This window comes from Schaalia sp. Marseille-Q2122 (assembly GCF_903645355.1).
In the GTDB taxonomy this organism is placed as follows: Bacteria; Actinomycetota; Actinomycetes; order Actinomycetales; family Actinomycetaceae; genus Pauljensenia.
On sequence record NZ_CAHJXR010000009.1, the window covers coordinates 34,014 to 53,265 of the forward strand.

General features: G+C 62.5%; 17 protein-coding genes and 1 tRNA gene. 10 read left to right on the forward strand and 8 right to left on the reverse strand.

Translation table 11 applies throughout. The annotated features are described in order from the left end of the window. Positions 1 to 134: 134 nt before the first annotated feature. Positions 135 to 1,421, reverse strand: coding sequence for a TadA family conjugal transfer-associated ATPase (locus HWX48_RS10475; protein ID WP_254873077.1), 1,287 nt, complete (start codon positions 1,419 to 1,421; stop codon positions 135 to 137). Positions 1,422 to 1,576: 155 nt separating this feature from the next. Between HWX48_RS10475 and HWX48_RS10480 the strand changes: the two genes are divergently transcribed. Next, complete coding sequence (locus tag HWX48_RS10480; RefSeq protein WP_254873078.1) at positions 1,577 to 2,407, forward strand: HAD family phosphatase; 831 nt, start codon at positions 1,577 to 1,579, stop codon at positions 2,405 to 2,407. A gap of 118 nt (positions 2,408 to 2,525) precedes the next feature. On the opposite strand, the gene HWX48_RS10485 is transcribed toward HWX48_RS10480, so the two are convergent. Beyond that, positions 2,526 to 3,383 (reverse strand): hypothetical protein, encoded by an 858-nt coding sequence (locus HWX48_RS10485; RefSeq protein WP_175957322.1) that lies wholly within the window; start codon positions 3,381 to 3,383, stop codon positions 2,526 to 2,528. Positions 3,384 to 3,636: 253 nt separating this feature from the next. Between HWX48_RS10485 and HWX48_RS10490 the strand changes: the two genes are divergently transcribed. Together HWX48_RS10490 and HWX48_RS10495 are read left to right on the forward strand one after the other, a co-directional pair. Then, a complete protein-coding gene (locus tag HWX48_RS10490; RefSeq protein ID WP_175957324.1) occupies positions 3,637 to 4,494 on the forward strand; it encodes a hypothetical protein in 858 nt (285 codons plus the stop codon). A gap of 404 nt (positions 4,495 to 4,898) precedes the next feature. Continuing rightward, entirely contained in the window at positions 4,899 to 6,821 is a 1,923-nt protein-coding gene (locus HWX48_RS10495; RefSeq protein WP_175957326.1) for a hypothetical protein, read from the forward strand. Between the two features lie 351 nt (positions 6,822 to 7,172). Here the strand turns inward: HWX48_RS10495 and nth are convergent, their stop codons facing one another. Further along, positions 7,173 to 7,808, reverse strand: coding sequence for an endonuclease III (nth, locus tag HWX48_RS10500; protein WP_175957418.1), 636 nt, complete (start codon positions 7,806 to 7,808; stop codon positions 7,173 to 7,175). Positions 7,809 to 8,056: 248 nt separating this feature from the next. Here nth and HWX48_RS10505 point away from each other — a divergent pair, with 248 nt between their 5' ends. Beyond that, on the forward strand, positions 8,057 to 8,740 hold the full coding sequence (locus tag HWX48_RS10505) for a Crp/Fnr family transcriptional regulator (RefSeq protein WP_124868685.1): 684 nt from the start codon (positions 8,057 to 8,059) through the stop codon (positions 8,738 to 8,740). Between the two features lie 145 nt (positions 8,741 to 8,885). Here HWX48_RS10505 and HWX48_RS10510 read toward each other — a convergent pair whose 3' ends face one another. Beyond that, entirely contained in the window at positions 8,886 to 9,044 is a 159-nt protein-coding gene (locus HWX48_RS10510; protein WP_124868687.1) for a DUF4177 domain-containing protein, read from the reverse strand. 165 nt (positions 9,045 to 9,209) lie between these two features. Beyond that, entirely contained in the window at positions 9,210 to 9,560 is a 351-nt protein-coding gene (locus HWX48_RS10515; RefSeq protein ID WP_175957328.1) for a WhiB family transcriptional regulator, read from the reverse strand. Between the two features lie 219 nt (positions 9,561 to 9,779). On the opposite strand from HWX48_RS10515, the gene HWX48_RS10520 reads away from it, so the two are divergent. The 4 genes from HWX48_RS10520 to HWX48_RS10535 all read left to right on the forward strand — a co-directional run bounded on the left by HWX48_RS10520 (position 9,780) and on the right by HWX48_RS10535 (position 14,042). Next, on the forward strand, positions 9,780 to 11,915 hold the full coding sequence (locus HWX48_RS10520) for a transglycosylase domain-containing protein (protein WP_175957330.1): 2,136 nt from the start codon (positions 9,780 to 9,782) through the stop codon (positions 11,913 to 11,915). 3 nt (positions 11,916 to 11,918) lie between these two features. Then, the gene (locus HWX48_RS10525) at positions 11,919 to 12,872 is read left to right on the forward strand and encodes a metallophosphoesterase (RefSeq protein ID WP_175957332.1); all 954 of its coding nucleotides are present in this window, start codon (positions 11,919 to 11,921) and stop codon (positions 12,870 to 12,872) included. 74 nt (positions 12,873 to 12,946) lie between these two features. Further along, positions 12,947 to 13,020, forward strand: a tRNA-Pro gene (locus HWX48_RS10530). A gap of 191 nt (positions 13,021 to 13,211) precedes the next feature. Further along, complete coding sequence (locus tag HWX48_RS10535) at positions 13,212 to 14,042, forward strand: YwiC-like family protein (RefSeq protein ID WP_175957334.1); 831 nt, start codon at positions 13,212 to 13,214, stop codon at positions 14,040 to 14,042. A gap of 61 nt (positions 14,043 to 14,103) precedes the next feature. Here HWX48_RS10535 and hisC read toward each other — a convergent pair whose 3' ends face one another. Beyond that, complete coding sequence (gene hisC, locus HWX48_RS10540) at positions 14,104 to 15,222, reverse strand: histidinol-phosphate transaminase (RefSeq protein ID WP_175957336.1); 1,119 nt, start codon at positions 15,220 to 15,222, stop codon at positions 14,104 to 14,106. Between the two features lie 137 nt (positions 15,223 to 15,359). Between hisC and HWX48_RS10545 the strand changes: the two genes are divergently transcribed. Continuing rightward, positions 15,360 to 15,749, forward strand: a complete 390-nt coding sequence (locus HWX48_RS10545; RefSeq protein ID WP_175957338.1) for a phage holin family protein — start codon at positions 15,360 to 15,362, stop codon at positions 15,747 to 15,749. A 147-nt stretch (positions 15,750 to 15,896) separates the two neighbouring features. On the opposite strand, the gene HWX48_RS10550 is transcribed toward HWX48_RS10545, so the two are convergent. Next, on the reverse strand, positions 15,897 to 17,693 hold the full coding sequence (locus HWX48_RS10550) for a hypothetical protein (protein ID WP_175957340.1): 1,797 nt from the start codon (positions 17,691 to 17,693) through the stop codon (positions 15,897 to 15,899). 8 nt (positions 17,694 to 17,701) lie between these two features. Further along, positions 17,702 to 17,962: a WXG100 family type VII secretion target gene (locus HWX48_RS10555; RefSeq protein WP_175957342.1), complete on the reverse strand. Its 261-nt coding sequence runs from the start codon at positions 17,960 to 17,962 to the stop codon at positions 17,702 to 17,704. 471 nt (positions 17,963 to 18,433) lie between these two features. Here HWX48_RS10555 and HWX48_RS10560 point away from each other — a divergent pair, with 471 nt between their 5' ends. Next, entirely contained in the window at positions 18,434 to 19,216 is a 783-nt protein-coding gene (locus HWX48_RS10560) for a fructosamine kinase family protein (protein WP_175957344.1), read from the forward strand. Positions 19,217 to 19,252: the final 36 nt, after the last annotated feature.

Here is a 19,252-nt window from a genome sequence, read left to right on the forward strand (position 1 = left end):
CGGTGGCGCCCTCCTCCCAGGCCGCCCGCAAGCTCTGCTGCCACGCCCTCTCATAGGGCGCCCCTGCCCGCAGGTGGGAGGCCATTTCCGTGGCGAGGAAGCCCACATCCATTACCTTCATTACCGTCCTCCCTTCATTGCACAACGCCCCATCCCTCAAGATCCCGCCCACCAAGCCTCAGCGCGGCTGCGAGGCGCTCCCAGGCAGGACCTTGATGAGCTCGACCTCCCTCGTCAATGAGCACAGCGATCTCACATCGCAATGGCCCCTCGCCCTCGCCCATCACTCCCAACTCGGCAATACGGCGACGCCCATCAGGGCCGCGTTCCATGTGAATCACCAGGTCGAAGGCGGCCCGCGCCTGCGCCGCCACTGCCTGAGCGCTCAAACCTGCCAAAGCCCCCAAGGCCTCAAGGCGCGCAGGCACATCCCCCACACTATTGGCGTGAATCGTCGCCCATCCCCCGTCATGCCCCGTGTTGAGGGCCGCCAACATGTCACGCACCTCGCTGCCCCGACACTCCCCCACAATGATCCTGTCGGGCCTCATCCGCACGGCTGCGCGCACCAGTTCCGACAGGCTCACCCCTCCGGCACCCTGCACATTCGGGGCGCGTTCTTGCAGGTGAACAACATGGGGGTGAGCGGGACGCAGCTCAGAGATTTCCTCAATACACACCAGGCGTTGATCGCCCGGAATCGCACTGAGCACCGCCGACAAAAGGGTCGTTTTCCCACTTCCCGTCGCCCCTGAAATAACACAATTCAGCCGCCTGTCGATGGCCGCGCGCATCCAGCGTTTCAGCAGGTCAGCACTGCCACCCACACACATGTCGCCAATACCAAGGACGCTCCCATGAGGAATACGCAAGGAAATCAAGGGCCCCTCCCCAGCAACCGGCGGGAGGACGGCATGCAGGCGAATACCGGTGGGGAGCGCCGCATCCACAATGGGACTGGCCTCGTCAAGGCGTCTACCGCAGTAGGCGGCAATCCTCACCGCCAGTTGCCGGACCTCTTGGCAGCTTTCGAAGTGGCGCTCGCCCTCCTTCAGGCCGCAGCCTCGGTCCACCCACACGCGGCATCCATTGACGAGGACGTCGCTCACCGCTGGGTCGACCAAGAGGGGGTCGATGAGGTCGCCGAAAGAAAACTCCTCCTGCACGCGCCCGCCGATGAGCTGAGGTAGGAGGGCGGTGGCCTCGTCACAGGAGTAGGCGCAGGCAGGACCAACGGTGATGACCCTATGACCGCGCTGGCGCCAGGGGGCGGCCTGAGGTGTACCCAAGAAAAGAATGCCCGGTGGGGAGGCCTCCTGAGCGGGGCGCATGTCGGGGCGACCAAGGGCGCGCAGGCGAGTGTTGAGTTGCCTTTCCTGGGCGGCGTCAAGGGCGTGAGCGTAAATGAGCGTGGCGGTCATTTCTCTAGCTCAGCGTGAAAACTTGCTAATCGCTATTGAAAGGGGGCATGGTTGTGGAAAACTAATTCCACACCACAACGCCTGTGGATAACCTCCTGGGCGCGCTCCTTCGAGAGGGGATCGTGCCAGGTCAGTCGCATAGAAGAGGTTTCTTCGTGTCCCTAGTACCCATGCCGAACCGCCAGCACACCCCCAGTCGCGCGGCCGCATTCTTTGACCTGGACAAGACCATTTTGGACACCTCCTCTTCTGTTGCCCTGCGCTCTCCCCTGGTTGATTCGGGGTTGATGACGCGCCGCAGCGCAGCCCTGGGTATCCTCTTGCACCTGCCCTACCTCCTGCGCGGCGCCGACCACGCCGCCATGGAACGCATGGGCAAGCAGCTTGGCGCCATGTCGCGCGGCTGGGATAGCGCCGTTCTTGAAGCGACCGTGCGCGACGCCCTGACCTCCTACATTGATCCGGTGTGCTTCGTCGAGGCCCTTGACCAGATTGCCATTCACCGCGCGGCCGGCCAGCCGGTGGTCATTGCCTCAGCCTCCGTATCGGAAATGGTTCGCCCCATCGGGGAGCTTCTCGGCGCTGACTTCGTCATTGGCTCCGAGGCTATCCGCGACGAGGACGGCACCTTCACCGGAGAGCTCGCCTCCCTCAACTATGCCGAGGAAAAGGCGCGTGCCTGCGCGGCTCTTGCCGCCGAACAGGGCTGGGATATGTCCCAGTGTTTCGCCTACTCCGACTCCGTCACCGACCTGCCCCTGCTCGAATCTGTTGGCCACCCCGTGGCCGTGAATCCTGATCGTGGTCTACGCGACGCCGCAGAAGAACGAGGCTGGCAGATCCTTACCTTCCAGCACACGGCGCGGGTGCGTCCGTCGGCCTCGAAGGCTGCTTTGCCGATCGCGGCCGGCACCATCGCCGCTGGCGTGGTGCTGACAGTAGCCTATCGCCTGATGCGGGCGCGGCGAGCTCGCGCCAACGCCTAAGAGGCCCGCAGACCTCGGGCACCCAACCCCCTCAGGGCTCCCAGCGTTTTAGCTCCGCCAGCCCTTCAGGGCGCCCTCCCACTCAACTCGGCCAACGCTTCAGGAGCCACGAAACACCCTAGAGGCGCCCAGCCTGCACATGCAGGGCAACATCTTGCCCAATGCGCGCCCCCTCAAGGACGGCGCGGGCGAAGAACTCATACCACTGGCCAAGGCCGGCGATAACCTCGTCCTGACCAGCTCCCGGCTGATGCGCCAAGCGCCAGGCCGCGAGCGCGCCCTCACTGGCAGGGACGTCCAGGGCGTGCAGGGCAGTGATGACGGCGACCGCACTGGGGTCAACGCCGCGTTCCACAAGGACCCACCGGGCAAGAGCCGCGCCCAACGCGGCCGACGCAACAGAAAACACCGGCGTGACGCGCAGGCGTGCGCTGACCTCAGCGGCACACACCCACGCGGGCAGAGGCGCTTGGAGGAGGGCTCGGACAGCTGCAAGTTCACCGGGGTGGGCGGGCAGGGCGACCTCGCGGGCGTTGACGAGGCCCGCTTCGACGAGTCCAGAGCACATGTCGCGGTGCAGGGCCGCCATCAGCGCTGGCACAGGACGAGGCCGACGCACGCTGCGTACTCGCGCATTCAGGGGAGGGAAACTGCTGGCAAGGTTCCATTGAGCGCGCCACAGGCCCAGCGCCAGGGATTGGACGGGGTCGAGCGCTTCTGGGTGGAGGTCGCGGCTTTCTCGCATGGACAGTTCGCGGAGGTCATCGACGCTGATGCGCGCGCCTTCTAGGAGGGCGAGGGCGGTGGCCTCGCGGATGGCAGCCTCAGCGCGTGCGGCCTCCCATTGGCGCCTCAGTCCCTCGTGGAAACGCAGCTCACTGAGGGCGTGTTCGGCCTCGCTGCGGGCGCGTGAGACGGCGGGAAGGTCGGCGGCCGCCTGCAAAGTGGCGTGGGGAAGGAGGCTGTTTTCTGGCACCCTCTTACCTTATGGGCGGTGGCGGGCCTGGCGCACCCCGCGACCGAGTGGCGCCCTCGTCTGTGGCCGCCGCCAAGGTTGGTGGCGTGCTGCGAGCACCCGTGGCAAGCGTTTTCTTTCCGTCCCCCAGACACGGCGGCCCTTCACAGGCGATACTGGAAGGGTGAATCCACAGTTGACCCAACCGACGCGCGTGCAGCATGTACGAAGCGCGGCCTTCGCGCTGGTATTCGCCCCTGTGGGGTTGAGCCTCATGAACCTGTCACTCGTGTCGATCCTAGCTGCCACGGCAGTGGGGCAACCCCTGTCGGCGTCAGCGGGCATGGTGGGTATTGTCCTGGCGGCCGTCCTGTTCTGTTTGATTGCGATTAACTCCGAAGAATCTGCCGGTGGGATGATCGCGTTGACAGCGTGGTCGGCGTTCATTGGCGCGCTGCACATGCAGGGTATTAGCCCGGCGGCTGTGGTGCTTCCGCTGAGATCAGAGGAAGTCACGGCTGCTTTGCATTGGAACTACTTCCCCTATGCGACGACTGCTGTTTTTGGTGGGATGACCATTGCCATGTACTTGGTGCGTCGCGCTGCCACTCATTCGGAGTTGAGTGCGGAGCAGCTGTGGGATTCCCTGCTGCCCTCTCGGCGCCACTATCGGGAGCGTTCGCGGGTATTCACCGGCACGATTATTGCCATTGCTGTGGCGATTAGCCTGTACATCTACATGGCGCCCATGGATTCTTCCGGGGTAGCAGCTCATGGTTTGACGGGTATGCAGTTGGGGCATGAGCCTCGGCCGTATGCGGGTATCCTCGCCGCTATTCTTTTGGGCGCAGTGGCGGTTATGACGCGCTGGTCATCTTTGGGCCCGCAGATCGCGATCTGGGTCTTTATGGTGATTCCCTCCTACATTATTGTGCCGGTGTGGGCGTCGCTGACGGGCCAGGTGGTGACGCCTGGTTTGTCGCCGATGACGGCCCTTCAGATGGCGACCCCTGTGGTGATGGCACTGGGTTTGACTCTTGCAGCGGTGGCGGTTGGTCCGCTTCTGGTGCGACGCAATCTTCGACGCACTTTGCGTCTTTCCCTACAGGCCCAACAATCTGATTCAATTTGATCCCCTCCCGCCCTGCCTCCGCTGTCGGGGCAGTGAAGGGCGTTATGTTTGCTTGGAATGGAGGCAACAATGGCGAACGATGATTTCACCGCTCACGACGATCAGCTCACCCCCAGCGCTGAGGAAGAGACGGTGGGGAACGCGGCGGAGAATCCTTTCTACTCAGAGGTTCCGTCGGCGGATTTGGTGATTGAAGATACCATCGTCTTCGATGAGCCGCTCCCTGAGCCTTCCCCGCAGATCGTGGACGAGGCCGCCGAACGCGTGCCTGACTTCCTCTCCTCCCCCGACGCATTTGGCGGGGCGAGGGCGGCCCTGAAATCGCGGGCGAAGCTGCCAGTGAGTTTTCCGGTGACGCCGACGCCGCAGCAGACGCGGGCACTGACGCTGAGAGCGTTGCCCCTGTGCCGCCTGTGGACTTGGTGTCAGCTGAGGCCACGCTTGCGCCCGAACCTGAGCTTGCAGTCGAGCCCGCGAGTGCGCTCGAACCCGAGCTTGCAGTCGAGCCCGAGTTCGCGCCGGGGCAAGAGGCAGACGACGAAGCCCCGCATGACGACTCGGTAACGGACTTTGGCGGCGCGGGCACGGCAGTGTCCATTGAAGCCGATGAGCTTGAACAGGGCGAGGAAGCCAACTTGACCGATGCCGGAGGACCTGTCGAGGCCGAGCACGGCATCGTGCCTCAATACAGCGAGCCTGAGGTCGGCGAGGTGACCGCATCCGCCTCTGAAGAGGCACCCCATGACTACTTGGTAACAGACTTTGGCGGTGCGGGAAGCCCCGCTGTGATGGAGGGTGAGTCTGCCTCCGACGCCGTCCCTGCTGAGGAGGTCCCTGCATTCGGAGACCCCAGCCAGAGCGCTACCTTTGGTGCCGATGTGGAACTTGAGGCTGACGTGGATCTGACTCGCCCGGCGTTTGTCCCTCAAGAGGATTCGCCGAATACTCTGGCCAGTAACGCATCACTGCCTCAGGTAACTGAGGAGCTTGCCGAACCCCTCGTTGAGGCGGCATCGAGCCCCGACGAGGCACCCGCGAGCGAGGCTGCACCTGCCCGTGAGGACAGCTTCCCTGCCCCCCTCGTCAGCAATGACGAGCCCGGCGCCACCGAAGTTCCTCCCGCCACCGTCACCCCCTTCGAGGAGGCTGTCCCCTCTGTGAGCGCTCCTGCACCGCATGCGGATGAGGAACCCCCTGCGGTGGCCTCGCCAATCCCGGTTTTGCGGGCAGAACGCGGGGATGATTCAACGTGGCAGGAGATCCACCGCCGTCGTTCCCTCTTCCACCCGGTCAGTGAGTCCTCCCTTGAGCCCGCTGCTGATTCTGTCCCTTCACCTGCTTTGACTGAGGAGACTGAGGGCGTAGGGGCCGCACCAGCTGGTGACGAGGCGCCCGCCTTCGGCGAGGACGAGGCCGTCGCTATCCCTGGGCCTGAGGTGGCCGAGGAGGAAGCGGAGATTCATACGACGACGATTCCTGTGGCTTCCTCGGAGAGTGTGGAGAGCTACCAGCCTGGCCCGCATTCGGGTGAGATTCCTTTGGATGTGCTCTCCGGGCGCGAGAAGGACCTCGATGAGCTGTCGACAACGGCGCTCCGCCGCGATCTTTTCGCACCCGCGCCCGCGTCGACTGAGGAGAATACGGCCTCGTGGCATCAGGCTTTGCAGGAGAGTGCGACGCCGCTACCTGCGGGGGATACTCCGCAGAAGCTTGATGACGCTATTTTTGAGGGGACAACGGTGATTCCTGTGGTGCCCTCTCGTGTGGGCGCTCATGTGGCTTCGTTGCTGCTGACCCTGCTTCTTGTGCCCTTGTCGTGGTATTTCCTTGCTGATGCGGGGGCACGCATGACCTTGGCGGAGGGTGCTCCGATTATGAGCGGTCAGCTGTCGTTGTGGGCGCTGGCAGAGTTCGCCATCGGCATTCTTGGTCTGATTGTTGTGACGGTCTTGGCTGTGCGTTCTTCGTTGGGCGCGTGGGTGAGTGGCCTGCTGGTGACCGTGTTGGGCCTGCCGTGGCTGGTGGCTCCTGCGGCGATGATGAACCTCACTCAGGGCACTTTCGATGCTTTGTCCGGTTTTGGCGTGGTGGGCCACAATCTTGCGCATCACCTGCAGGTGTCTGCGTATTCGGGACGCCTACTGCTGCTGGGTCTTGCGCTGTGGGCGATTGGCGTGGTTTCTCATGCTGTTCGCCGCAAGGGCCGCGCGGAGGAGGCGCTGCGCGCCGAGGTGGAGCGCGTGAATCCTACGGGCGCTCATCTGACATGGTCGGGTCGTCGCCGTGCGGCGAAGGAGGCTGCTCGTCGGGAGCGCGCCCGCCAGTGACGCCACGCGCGTAGCTCCCTGAGCTCACTACACCAGCTGTCCCTCCGCTGCCTGTCCCTCCGCTGCCCACCAGCGGAGGGACAGTTTTCACCTCCACAAGGAGGGCGGGTGGCGCCTCGTCAGGCTAGGCGGGCATTGAGCCCAGCGAAACCCACAATGTCGGCGAGGTGGACCCGGCGACCTCTCAGCAAGGAGGGCGGGTGGCGCCTCGTCAGGCTAGGCGGGCGTTGAGCCGACGCGCAGCGTCTGGCTCATGGGCGAACGAGGCGCCACCCGTCCTCCGACAGACGGCAGCGGAAGGCACAAGCGGCCCACCTCGTCGACCAAACCGTCGAAAGACTCCAGCCGACACTACGAACGCTCCACCCCAACCGCCGGACACAGCGCCACCAGCACACACTCCCCACAGCGAGGCGCCTTCGCCGTACACACCGCCCTTCCGTGCCAGATCATGTCGTGGGACAGTTGCGTCCAGTCGGTATGCGGCAGGAGCGCGCACACGTCTTTTTCGACGGTGGCGGGATTGTCTGATGCGCTCCAGGCGAAGCGCCGGGAGAGGCGTCCGACGTGCGTGTCGACGGTGAGGGCTGGTTCACCAAAACAGTTTCCCCGGATGACATTGGCAGTTTTACGGCCAACTCCCGGAAGGCTTTCAAGGTCGCGGGCCCCTCGGGGAACGTCACCGTTGTAGCGGTCAACGAGGTGTTGGGCGACGGCGACGGCTTGGGTGGCGCGGCGTTTTTGGAAGCCGAGGGGGCGGACAACGGCTTCGACCTCGTCAATCTGCGCGGTGGCGAGGGCGTCGGGGGTTGGCCAGCGGCGGAAGAGTTCGGGGGTGATGGTGTTGACCCGCGCGTCGGTGGTTTGGGCGGAGAGGACGGTGGCGACAAGGAGCTCGAAGGGGGAGGTGTGGTCGAGGCTAGTGCGCGCGTCGGGGTAGGTGGCGCGCAGGATGTCGACGATGCGGTGGGCGGTGGCTGTATCCATCACGTGGCCATCCTAGGACGCTTTTGCTGTACAGGGTGTTTGGGTGAGGCGCGGGAGGGAGGAATGCTGAACACCTGTGCAGGGATGCGTGGGTGGGGAGAGTATTTTGGCATTCAACGGTTGGATTTCCTCTGAAATACCCCCTCCCACTTGTGCCCGCTGTCACAGCTGGGCCACAATGGAACTGAACCATGAGCGAGATAGCCATATCCGCGCCTGAATAGACATGAAATGGAGAGTTCCGAGATATGTTCGGTGACGGGAACTACCTCAATCAAGTACCGCTTTTTGACGGTCTTGATGATGAACAGCAAGCTTCACTGCAGTCCAAGATGGGCCACACCAGCCTGCGCCGCGGCGAAACCCTTTTCGACGAGGGCGACCTGGGTGACCGCCTCTACATCGTGACCGAAGGCAAGGTGAAGCTCGGTCACACCTCGAATGACGGTCGCGAGTCCCTTCTGGCAGTCCTTGGCCCCGGCGAAATCATTGGCGAACTGACCCTTTTCGATCCGGGCCCCCGCTCGACCACCGCCACCGCAGTATCCCCCGCGAACCTGCTCTACCTCGAGCATGAGGATCTCATGGAGATCCTTGACGCGAACCCGCAGCTGGCCAAGCATATGTTGCGTGCGCTCGCTCAGCGCCTGCGCCGCACCAACGAGTCCCTGTCTGACCTGGTCTTCTCTGACGTTCCCGGTCGTGTTGCCAAGGCACTGCTGGACCTGGCTGACCGCTTCGGTAATCCCACTGACAAGGGTGTTCACGTGCCCCACGACCTCACGCAAGAAGAGCTTGCTCAGCTCGTTGGCGCTTCACGTGAGACCGTCAACAAGTCTCTGGCCGACTTTGTGTCCCGCGGATGGATCCGCCTTGAAGGCCGCGCCGTGATGCTCCTCGACGTGGATCGTCTGGCGCGTCGCGCACGCTAATCCTCTGGGAAGACACGCGTCCTGAAACGGAAAAGCTGTGGGGAGCACTCCATCGGAGTGCTCCCCACAGCTTCATTTGCTTTGAATGCCTCAGCCCCCACAGGACCGGCCTTCACCAGCACAGCGCTCAGGCTGCAAGCAATGCTCAGGCGACCGGGCGCTTGAGGTAGGCGACGAGGTTATCCGAACCTGCCGGACCCGGAACAACCTGAACCAGTTCCCAACCGTCAGCACCCCACTGGTCGAGGATGGCCTTGGTGGCATGCGTGAGCAACGGGATCGTTGCGTATTCCCATTTCGTCATTGTGTGTTCCCTTTCAGATCACAGGATGGCACCAGCTTAGGGCAGGGCGCACCCGTGCTGCACGATGCTCCCACCCACATCTCATGAAAATACCCGCCTCCCCCTGCCTGTCCACGACGGTGGATGACGACAGAGGAGGCGGGCGGAAGCCTCGTAAAACGGGTCTTAACGGACCACTGATGCTGAACGAACGTGACTGAGAACCCGAGGGACCTCAGCGGTGCGGATTTCCTGAGCCAGCGGGTCAGACGAAGTACGAATCCACTCCAGCCAATTCGTGACGTCGGAGTAGTGACGCAAGATCGCGCGGCGCTCGCGCTCAGTGAGGCCGCCCCAGACACCGAAGTTCGCTTCGGATTGCAATGCGTCAGCCAGACATTCGATACGCACCGGGCACTGCATGCACATCATTCGGACTTGTCGTTGCGTTGAGCCTTGAACGAAGAGATTGTCAGGTTCTTGCTCAGCACACAGGGCATGTGCGACCCAGCTCTGGTCTTGATCGACATATGTCATGCGTTCCGCTCCATCTCTGGTCGTCCCTGACTATTGTCAAGAAACTACACACCAGCAGTCTGCTTTGGCAAACTCCATTTCAATACAACCACATTTGGACAAGATCACGCTAGAGGAAATGCCCGAATGAGACACTATTTCATATTCAGAATGTCTGTCGCCTCACTCCCCTTCTCACCCGCGGGGCACAAAAACGCCAATGGTGCGTATTCTTGATGTATGTCGAAGTCTCGCTCACGCAACGTCCGCCCGACACAGCTCGTGACCCTTGTCGGGTCATTCTTCGCGCTGTCCGGCCTGATGGGAACCCTCGTCGCTGGCATGATGATCCCCGCAGTCGGCTCCGTCGGCATCGTCGCAAAGACCGTCCCCACAGTCTTTGACGGACTCCCCTCAGAAATCCGCGTCGTTGCCCCCGCCGAGGAATCCATCCTCTTAGACGCCGAGGGCGGCGTGATCGCCCGCTTCTTCGACAAGCGACGCATCCTCGTCCCCTCCGACAAGATCGCCGATGTCATGAAGCAGGCAATCGTCGCCATTGAGGACAAGCGCTTCTACGAGCACCACGGCGTCGACCCCGAAGGTATGGCCCGCGCCCTCGTCAACAACCTCTCCGACGGCGGAAAGCAGGGTGCTTCGACAATCACCCAGCAGTTCGTCCGTAACTCCATCCAAGAACGCGGATACCTCGAAGGCGACGCTGAACTCGCCTACTCCGCAGTGGAACAAACCACGCAACGTAAACTTCGCGAAGTGAAATACGCCCTCACCCTGGAAAAGACCATGTCCAAGGATGAGATCCTCACCGGCTACCTCAATATCGCCCCCTTCGGCCCCATCACCTACGGCGTCGAAGCCGCATCCCAGCTGTACTTCAGCCACAGCGCCGCCGAACTCAACTGGCTCGAAGCAGCACTCCTCGCCGGCCTCGTCCAATCCCCCGTCGACTACAACCCGCTCACCAACCCCGAAGCGGCAGAAACCCGACGCAACACCGTCCTCATGGTCATGCGCAACGAAGGCATCATCACCGAAGAGGACTACCAAAACGGGCTCAACACCCCCGTCGCCGACATGCTCAAACCCAACGAGACCCCCCAAGGCTGCCTCGGCGCATCCGGCATCAACGCCTACTTCTGCGACTTCGCCATCGGCCAATTCCTCGACGACCCCGCCTTCGGCGACAGCTACGCCAAACGCGAGCGCCTCCTCAAGACCGGCGGCCTGACCATCCGCACCACCCTCAACCCGCGCCTCAACGGCGCCGCCTACCAATCCCTCATTAACGCCATCCCCGTCCACGACGAATCCGGCCTCGACACCGCAATGACCACCGTCGAACCCGGCACCGGCAGGGTCTTGGCCATGGCGCAAAACACCGAATACGGCGTGGACGAAGGCAAAACCATGTCGAACTACTCGGCAAACGGTGTCTTCCAGGTCGGCTCGACCTTCAAGCTCTTCACCCTCCTCCAGTGGCTCAAGGAAGGCAACTCCGCCTACGCCTCCGTCGGACGCGCCAACCGCATCTACGTCAACGGAGAATTCTCCTGCGGGGGCGAACCCATCTACACCGACACCTACGACGTCGAAGACCTCCCCGGAAAGAACGGCACCTTCACCGCCATCTCCGCCACCGGCTTGTCGGTCAACCAAGCCTTCATCAACATGGCCTCCCGCGTGGACTTCTGCCAGATCTTCCAAACAGCAGCCGACTTCGGCGTCACCGACGCGAACGGCGAAATCGTCCAAGCCCTGCCCGCCAATATTCTCGGCTCAGCCTCAACCTCACCCCTGACGATGGCAAACGCTTTCGCCGCCATCGCCCACGACGGCCAACTATGCACCCCCCAAGCTCTGACCCTCGTGACCGACCGCAGCGAGAACGTCATCAAGGAATACACCCCTCAGTGCAAAGAGGTCATCAGCCCCACCGTCGCCCGCCAGGCCGCCAACATTCTTGGCAAGTCCACCGCACGCTACTACAACGCCACACGCCTCGAAGGCGGACGACCCTTCGGCGCAAAGTCAGGCACCACGAACCACAACGCCAATACCTGGCTCACCGGCTTCACTCCCCAGTACGCCACCTCCGCATGGGTGGGTCGCGCCACTGCCTCGCAACAGCCCGTCCAAGACATTGTCATCAACGGGAACTACTACGACGCCATCTACGGTGAAACCTTCGTCGGCCACAATATCTGGGCGCCCTACATGAGCGTCGCCCACGAAGGCCACGATGTCATCGGCCTACCCGACGTCTTCATCGGCAACATCCCCACACCTCCGCGCCCCACACCCACACCCACACCCACACCAAACACTGCCGGTAACGGCGCCCAGTCGGGACGCTAAGCCATGCCCCTGTCCCACACTGGCACGCGCCGTGCCCTCGGCGTTGCAGCCGGGCTTGGCCTACTCGGGGCATCAGCGTTGGCGTGGGGATACGTCGAAAGGCGTTTGCCCACCCTGCGCCGATACGACCTGTTCCTCCCCAGCGGCACCGATATAGACCTGCGCGTCTTGCATATCGCTGATTTGCACATGTTCGCCGGGCAGGGATTTATTCGCGACTTCCTCGCACAGATTGCAGAGGAAGAGGACATCGACTTCGTCGTCTCCACCGGTGACAACATGGGTGGACACGATGGGCTCTCCCTAGCCATTGACGCCCACGCCCCCTTCTTTGACCTTCCCGGCGCCTTCGTTTTCGGCTCCAATGACTACTACTCCCCCGAGCGCAAAACCTGGACACGCTACCTGCGTAAAGACCCACGCACCGCTCGAAGTCGTCAACGCACCGTCCCAGACCTGCCCTGGGAAGAGCTGCGCGCAGCCTTCACCACTGCAGGCTGGGTTGATCTGTCCAATGAATCCCATGCCCTCCCCCTACTGACGGCCACAGGGCCGTTGACACTGGCCCTCCTGGGTGTCGATGACCCGCATATTCACCGGGATCGCATGCCTGAACCCTGCCCGGCGTGGTCGCAGCAGGAGGGAGCCTCGCCGGTGCTGCGTCTTGCCCTCACCCACGCACCCTACCGCCGCGTGCTTGATGCCATGACCGACGCTGGAGCTGACCTTATTCTTGCCGGGCACACGCATGGCGGACAGTTGGGCCTGCCTTTTGTGCGCTCCCTGGTGACAAACTGTGACCTGCCGCGTTCCCACGGCAAGTGGATGAGCGACTGGGAGCATGATGGCGCCGTCTCTGCGTTGCACGTGTCAGCGGGCCTGGGGACCAGCCCCTACGTGCCCTTCAGGATTGCCACGCGACCGGAGGCAGCCCTCATTCACATCCGAAGCATGTGAGCTGTATGTGAGCAGAAAGCCACCTCAGGCGTTTTGTCGATGCGTGGTCTTGCCGGTATGCTTGACACGTTCCACGGGGTGTGGCGCAGCTTGGTAGCGCGCTTCGTTCGGGACGAAGAGGTCGTGGGTTCAAATCCCGCCACCCCGACTCGTGGAAATTTGCCTCTGGCTCCGGCCAGGGGCAAATTTTTTATCCCCCGGCGGCGCCCACGTGTGCGCCCAGGCTCATTTCATGACTCTACGTCGCCATACGCCCCTGAGATCACACCCGGGAGCTCTCGAAGTCCCTCCCTCAAGCCGATAGGCTATAAGCACCGCCTCCAAGATTGAAGGATTGCCGTGCCTAAGTCCCCCTCACCTCGCACATCACGCCTTCGCTCCCTCACCCAGCACGGGTGGATTCAAGACCAGCATGGCGCCTGGCCCATGGCCCTCCTCCCACTTCTTCTGGGAGCCTCCCTCGCAGGCTGGCAATGGGCGCACCTGCTCCTCCTCCTGGCATGGTTTGCCGGCTTCCACTTCTTTAATGCCGCCACACTATTCCTCAAAGGCCGTCGTTCCTCACGGATCCGCAAGCGCCTCACCCCAGCCCTCGTAACCTGGGGCGCGACCTCAGCGCTTCTAGGGCTCTCCCTCATTGCGTGGTACCCGCTGCTCCTGACGTGGACTCCTGCCTTCGCCCCCCTCGTCGCAGTGGCCTTCATTGAAGCGTGGCGCCGTAAGGAACGCTCCATTGCGGCGCGCATTTCCACCATCCTCGCCTCCTCCCTCATGCTGCCCCTGGCCTATTGGCTGGGGGTCGGCACCCCGGGAATGGGCGATGTCCTGAGCGCATCGCGGCTGCACATCTGGGTGACGACGGGGATTCTCGCAGCCTACTTTGTCGGCACGGTGCCCTATGTGCGCTCCCTGATCCGCGGGAAGAATGACCACCGGTGGGTATGGGCAGCCACCGCATGGCATGCGCTAAGCACTCTTGCCCTAGTGGGCGCCGCGGCCTACGGGCTGGCCTCCTGGTGGATGGTCGCACTGTGGGTGGTGCTGACGGCGCGTTGCCTGCTTGTGCCCATGCTGCAGCGCAGGGGCGCCGACATTCGCCCGGCCATCATTGGCATCAGTGAATTCGTGGCGACCGCGCTACTGACTGCGCTTCTCCTGCTGCCCGCCTAAGTGTGCCCTCCTGAGCGGCCAGCGTTGCCTCCTTGCCCAGGTCGCGCCCGTGCAAGGTGGGCTATGCCCGCCTGTAGGATGCGATGAACGCCAGGGCGCGGTCATTTTCCTCCGGTGTCCCGATGCTCACGCGGATGCCCTCAGGGAAGGGGCGGACCAGCACCTCGCCCTCGCGGCAGTGCCGGAAAAGGTCGCGGGGCGCCTGGGGGAGCCAGAGGAAATTCGCCTGACTGTCGGGGACGTCCCAGCCCAGCGCACGTAGAGCCTCGCTCATGCGGGTGCGCTCCTCGGTGATGGCCCGCACTCCGGCGGCAATGCCCTCGGTATTCTGGAGCACGGCGACGGCGGCGGCCTGGGCGGGGCCGGAGACGCCGAAGGGGATGGAGACAGCTTGGATGGCGCCGATAAGGTCGGGGTGCCCAACACCGTAGCCGACGCGCATACCTGCCAGGCCGTAGGCCTTGGAGAAGGTGCGCAAAATCAGCGCATTGGGGTGCTCGGAGAGGAGGGGCAGTGCGCTGGTGACATCCGGGGTGGTGCTGAATTCGATGTAGGCCTCGTCAATGAGGACGAGGATATGCGGGGGTACTTTGCGGAGGAAATCACTGATCTGCTTGAGGGTGAGCGCCGTGCCCGTGGGGTTATTGGGGGTGCACAGGATGATCGCCGCAGTTGCGGGGGTGATTGCGGCGAGCATGGCGGGGAGGTCGTGCTCCCAGCGCGCGGTGAGGGGGACAGGGCGGGGTGTGGCACCCGCTGCTGGAACGGCAATGGGGTAGGACTCGAAGGAACGCCACGGGAAGATGACTTCCGCTTCTGGGGTGCTGATAGTCGTCAGTGCCGCCAAGAGCACGGCGGAAGATCCTGCGCCAACACAGATGTGGTCGGCGCTCATGCCGAGGTGCGCGCTGAGGGCTGCGCGCACGGGCGCTGCCGTCAGGTCGGGGTAGCGATTGACGAGGCTCACCGCGTCGCTGGCCTCGTCAATGACGCTGGGCGCTGGCGGGTAGGGGTTTTCATTGGAGGAGAGTTTGACGGCGCCGGGCATTGCCTGGCCGGGGACGTAACGCGGGAGGGCTGCGACCTCGGGGCGAATCCGCAGGGCCGCAGGAGCGGTTGGGAGGTCAGCGGCTGCAAGCGATTTTCCCTGGGCTGATGCAGGTGAGGGCGCGTTAGTCATGGAGTATTTTTAGCGCATTCCTGGGGGTTTTTCACGGCCATTCCATTGATGGAAATACGCCATTACAGATTGGGACTTATGGCATAGAACCGCTCCTGCGGATGCTGAAACTGCAGGTAGCGGGAATACTAGAAGACATGAAACGATTTCTTCTGCAACTGGCCGCAACGATTATTGGCATCTGGGTAGCAACCCTGCTCGTCCCCGGTGTCTCCTTCGGTTCCGGGAGCGGTTTCTTCTCTGCTCTGTTGACCCTGGCAGCTATTGCCCTGGTTTTCACTGCTGTGAACTCTATCGTTCACCCCCTAGTGAAGACTCTTGCTGCTCCCCTGTATGTTCTGACCTTCGGCCTTTTCGCGCTGGTTACCAACGCTTTGATGTTCATGCTCACCGGCTGGCTGTCCGGCAAGCTCGGTATCCCCTTCGAGGTGAGTGGCTTCTGGGCGGCACTCTTTGGCGCTCTTGTGACCGCCATTGTCTCCAGCCTGGCTGCTGGCGTTCTTGGTGTCGCCGACGACAAGAAGTGACCCTCACTTCAACTGCGCTCCTGTGAGAGCCTTGCTCACCCAGGGATAGCGCATCCATCCTCGACGCTCCTGTGTGTGCCGCCTTCGCGGCTCACACAGGAGCGTTTTCCATTCCCTCACCAGGTAGCCTCCCTCTGTCTTCTCTCCTCAGTATGGGCTCCGGCGCGTGGTGTACACATGGGAGGTCGTGTGGGTGTTAGGCCTCAAACTCAAGGCTTCTTCGCGTTTGGACATCCACTCACTCACCTCTTGGGTAGCCGACGTAGGCGAGCTCTCGAAGTGCTTGATGGCTTCGCTGTAGACGGACATGTCATGAGCGAATACCTCGTCCCCACTTGCTGTTCGATGGTCAAGCAGGTCGCCGTCAAAGTGGACGGTCAGGTTATTTCCTCGGTTTGCATTCTCCCTCCCGTCAAGGGCGGTGACTTGGTCGCGAGTATTCTCCAGGCTCAGCATGCCGACACTGGTATTGGGGTCGTAGCCTGCCGTGGGAGCCCCGGCGGTGAGGACCGCAGCAACCGTGTATCGTTCGGTGACCTCGGTGTCGCTGGCGAGTTGGGCTGCGATAATCCCTCCCTGGGAGTGCCCCACGAGCTCCACAGGCTCATCCGGAGAAATCCCCACGTCCATCATGGCCGCCTTAATCGCCCGAGTCTGGTCCGATTCCAAACCCGCAACACCGTTGAGGTTGGTGTGGAGGTCTTGGATATTTGACCCCTCTGCCGTCCAATGTTGGGTGCCTCGAATGACGACGCTCCACGAACGCTGGGGTCCGTGGGGGCCCGGAGTTTCATGCTTGAGGATTTCGAACTCACCGTAGTCTTGACCTTCTGCCAGCTGCTCGATGCGTTCAATGAGTGCTGAGGGGTCGTGGGGAGTATTTACTGTACGGATGGTGTGCTGAGGGAGTGATTCCTCCGGCCCCAAGCGGAGGTCAATGTTGCCGCCATCCCAGGATGAAGAACTTCCTGAGGGGGTCGTTGGGAATGCTCCTTCTGGGAGAACTCCTAAGCCCTGACCGGTGTTGAAGAATTGCGAGATTCCCGGGGATCCAGGCAGGAGGCTCTGGTTGTACATCCGCGCCTGAGGGCTTCGGGGGATGCGGAGTGTGCGCGGCGCGGCGCGTTTCTGCGAGGGCGTGGCCCCCGCATGGGGATCCTCTTGGGGGCGTCCAAGGAGGATGCTTTTCTTACTTCCAAACAGCAGCCGCCCCCACCCAAAGAGCGCTCCACCTGCGACTGCGGCAGCTTCTGGTGTCGCATGCGTGGCCTGCGCTCCCCAGCGTTGCCCGGCGGGAGCCTCGTCCTGGTGGAGCCAATAGCTTGTCCGCATCAGGGAGCGCGAGAGGTCCTCAACGTGAAACTGCATCGCCCATGAATCGGTTGGGTCTGAGCCTGAGTTGGTCGCGAAAATCCCGCCGTAGATGGCGGTGGACACGGCGGCGAACTCGAAGGAGGGTGGAAAGATGTCCCGCACGCGGCCCGAGCGCCACGATTGACGCCACGGATCATTCTCCCGCCGAGGAAGGCGCGCGAGGGGGCCAAAGAGGGACGTTCCTCCGCTGGTGAGGACCTCCAAGTAACTCAAGGGTGAGGGATAGAGCCAGGCGCGCAGCTGGGCGAAGGCCGCCGCATCGCCTTCGGCCGCGCTGTAGCTCAGGGCGCAGGTACCGAGGTGTTCAGTGAAGAGGTCAAGCTCGCGCGTGATCGCCGTCAGGGCCGAGCGCGCTGTTTCGCTGCGGGAATAGGCCCAGAATAAGTCTGCTTCGCCTTCGTTGATGAGATCTCCCACCCTTGCGGCGAGGGTGTTGAGGTCGCTCCCGCATATTTCCAGTTCCTCGGTGAGAGGACGCAGGATGGAGATGGCGTCCATGAGTGCGGGAATGTCGGCCACTGTGGTGGAGGAGGTGACGACGACGCGGGCATCAAATTCGGATGTGCTCATGGTGGCTCCTAGGAGAGTGCGGCAGCACTCAAAATGAGTTCAGTTCGACAATCCTCAATGTTGTTTTCGGCAGCGTTGAGTATTTCGTGGAGGGTATTCATCTTGGTGACAATCTCGTGCCGTTCTTCTTTTGCTGCGCGGGCAGCTTGGCCGCTCCAGGAACCGAAGGGACACGTGGCAAGTGTTGTTTCGACGGCCGCCAGGCGCGTATGAATGCTCGCAAGTAAGGCGAGTAGTTCATCAATATCTGTGAGGTGAGCGGGGGTCACGGCAATTCCTTTTCTGCTCCACAAGGGGAAGGTGTGTCTCCAGGCTGTTGAGGAGCGCCTTTCGACTGTGTCGGGAGATCAGCGTTGGCGCCTAGAACGACATTAGGTGGTGAGGTGAGGAGGACAAAAAGGTCGGCGCTTGCCTGTGGATATCTCTCAAATATCACTCACATTGTGGATAAACCCTGTGAATAACAAGAATTCCTGTGGACATACAATAATCAATTAACAAGAACCGCGATTTCTTATAGGTAAACACCAGTTTGTTTTCAGGAAAACCTAAGGTTGATTGTCGGAATGACACCTCGTATCAACCCACAACCCCACCCGAAACCCCCTGCCCCAACCCTGAGCACCCGCCTGTGCGCCCAGCCCCTTCAACTCCCCCATCCTCCTCGTCCAGGCTTGACCTCACACCCGGGCGCCAGGGGACAATATCTCCATCCACCTACGCCCGCACCCGGAGAAACCGTGACCACTGTCCGTAAGCGCGATTCTCGTCAAGGCCGCATCGCCTACGAAGTTGCGGGCCTACGCTGGCTTGCCGCCGCCGGATCGCAGGCAGTACCCATCGTCCCCATCCTTGACCACGGCACGGACTGGCTCGAAGAACCTCGCCTGAGCACAACCTCCCCCACCCCTCAAGCAGCAGAAACCTTCGGCCACCAACTGGCCCACCTTCACGCAGCTGGCGCCCCACACCTGGGAGCCCCACCAGAAGGATTCCACGGAAATGGATGGATGGGCGACGCCCCACTCAGCCTGCTCGCACACCCCACCGCAGCAACACGCTCCTGGGGGAGCTACTACGCCCGCTACCGCCTGGCACCCCACAGTGAAGCCGCCCCCTTCACCCCCCAGCAGCGCGCCCTTCTTGAGCGCTTCTACGACAAACTCGACTCCGGCACCTACGACCACGCCCAACCCTCCCTCGTCCGCACCAACGGACATCACGCCTCACGCACACACGGGGATCTGTGGAGCGGCAATGTGATGTGGACGCCCGACGGTGTTGTCCTCATTGACCCCGCCGCCCAGGGAGGCCACGGCGAGGAAGACCTGGCAGCACTCGCCGTCTTCGGAACACCCCACACCCAACGCATATGGGAGGCCTACAACGAAGTCTCCCCTCTGGAAGAAGGCTGGCGCGAACGCATCGCCCTCCACCAGCTCCACATCCTCATGATCCACTGCCAGCTCTTCGGATCGGCCTACATCCCCGAAACCATGGCAATCGTCCAACGCTTCCTCTAACACCCCTGCTTTTCCTACCGCAGTGTCCCGGACCCC

Excerpts from the sequence above, each read along its gene's own strand:
- nth (WP_175957418.1), bottom strand. The coding sequence starts at position 7,808 with ATGGATACAGCCACCGCCCACCGCATCGTCGACATCCTGCGCGCCACC.
- HWX48_RS10520 (WP_175957330.1), top strand. The coding sequence starts at position 9,780 with ATGTCGAAGTCTCGCTCACGCAACGTCCGCCCGACACAGCTCGTGACC.
- HWX48_RS10545 (WP_175957338.1), top strand. The coding sequence starts at position 15,360 with ATGAAACGATTTCTTCTGCAACTGGCCGCAACGATTATTGGCATCTGG.
- HWX48_RS10505 (WP_124868685.1), top strand. The coding sequence starts at position 8,057 with ATGTTCGGTGACGGGAACTACCTCAATCAAGTACCGCTTTTTGACGGT.
- HWX48_RS10490 (WP_175957324.1), top strand. The coding sequence starts at position 3,637 with ATGAACCTGTCACTCGTGTCGATCCTAGCTGCCACGGCAGTGGGGCAA.
- HWX48_RS10550 (WP_175957340.1), bottom strand. The coding sequence starts at position 17,693 with ATGAGCACATCCGAATTTGATGCCCGCGTCGTCGTCACCTCCTCCACC.
- HWX48_RS10475 (WP_254873077.1), bottom strand. The coding sequence starts at position 1,421 with ATGACCGCCACGCTCATTTACGCTCACGCCCTTGACGCCGCCCAGGAA.
- HWX48_RS10525 (WP_175957332.1), top strand. The coding sequence starts at position 11,919 with ATGCCCCTGTCCCACACTGGCACGCGCCGTGCCCTCGGCGTTGCAGCC.
- HWX48_RS10510 (WP_124868687.1), bottom strand. The coding sequence starts at position 9,044 with ATGACGAAATGGGAATACGCAACGATCCCGTTGCTCACGCATGCCACC.
- HWX48_RS10515 (WP_175957328.1), bottom strand. The coding sequence starts at position 9,560 with ATGACATATGTCGATCAAGACCAGAGCTGGGTCGCACATGCCCTGTGT.
- hisC (WP_175957336.1), bottom strand. The coding sequence starts at position 15,222 with ATGACTAACGCGCCCTCACCTGCATCAGCCCAGGGAAAATCGCTTGCA.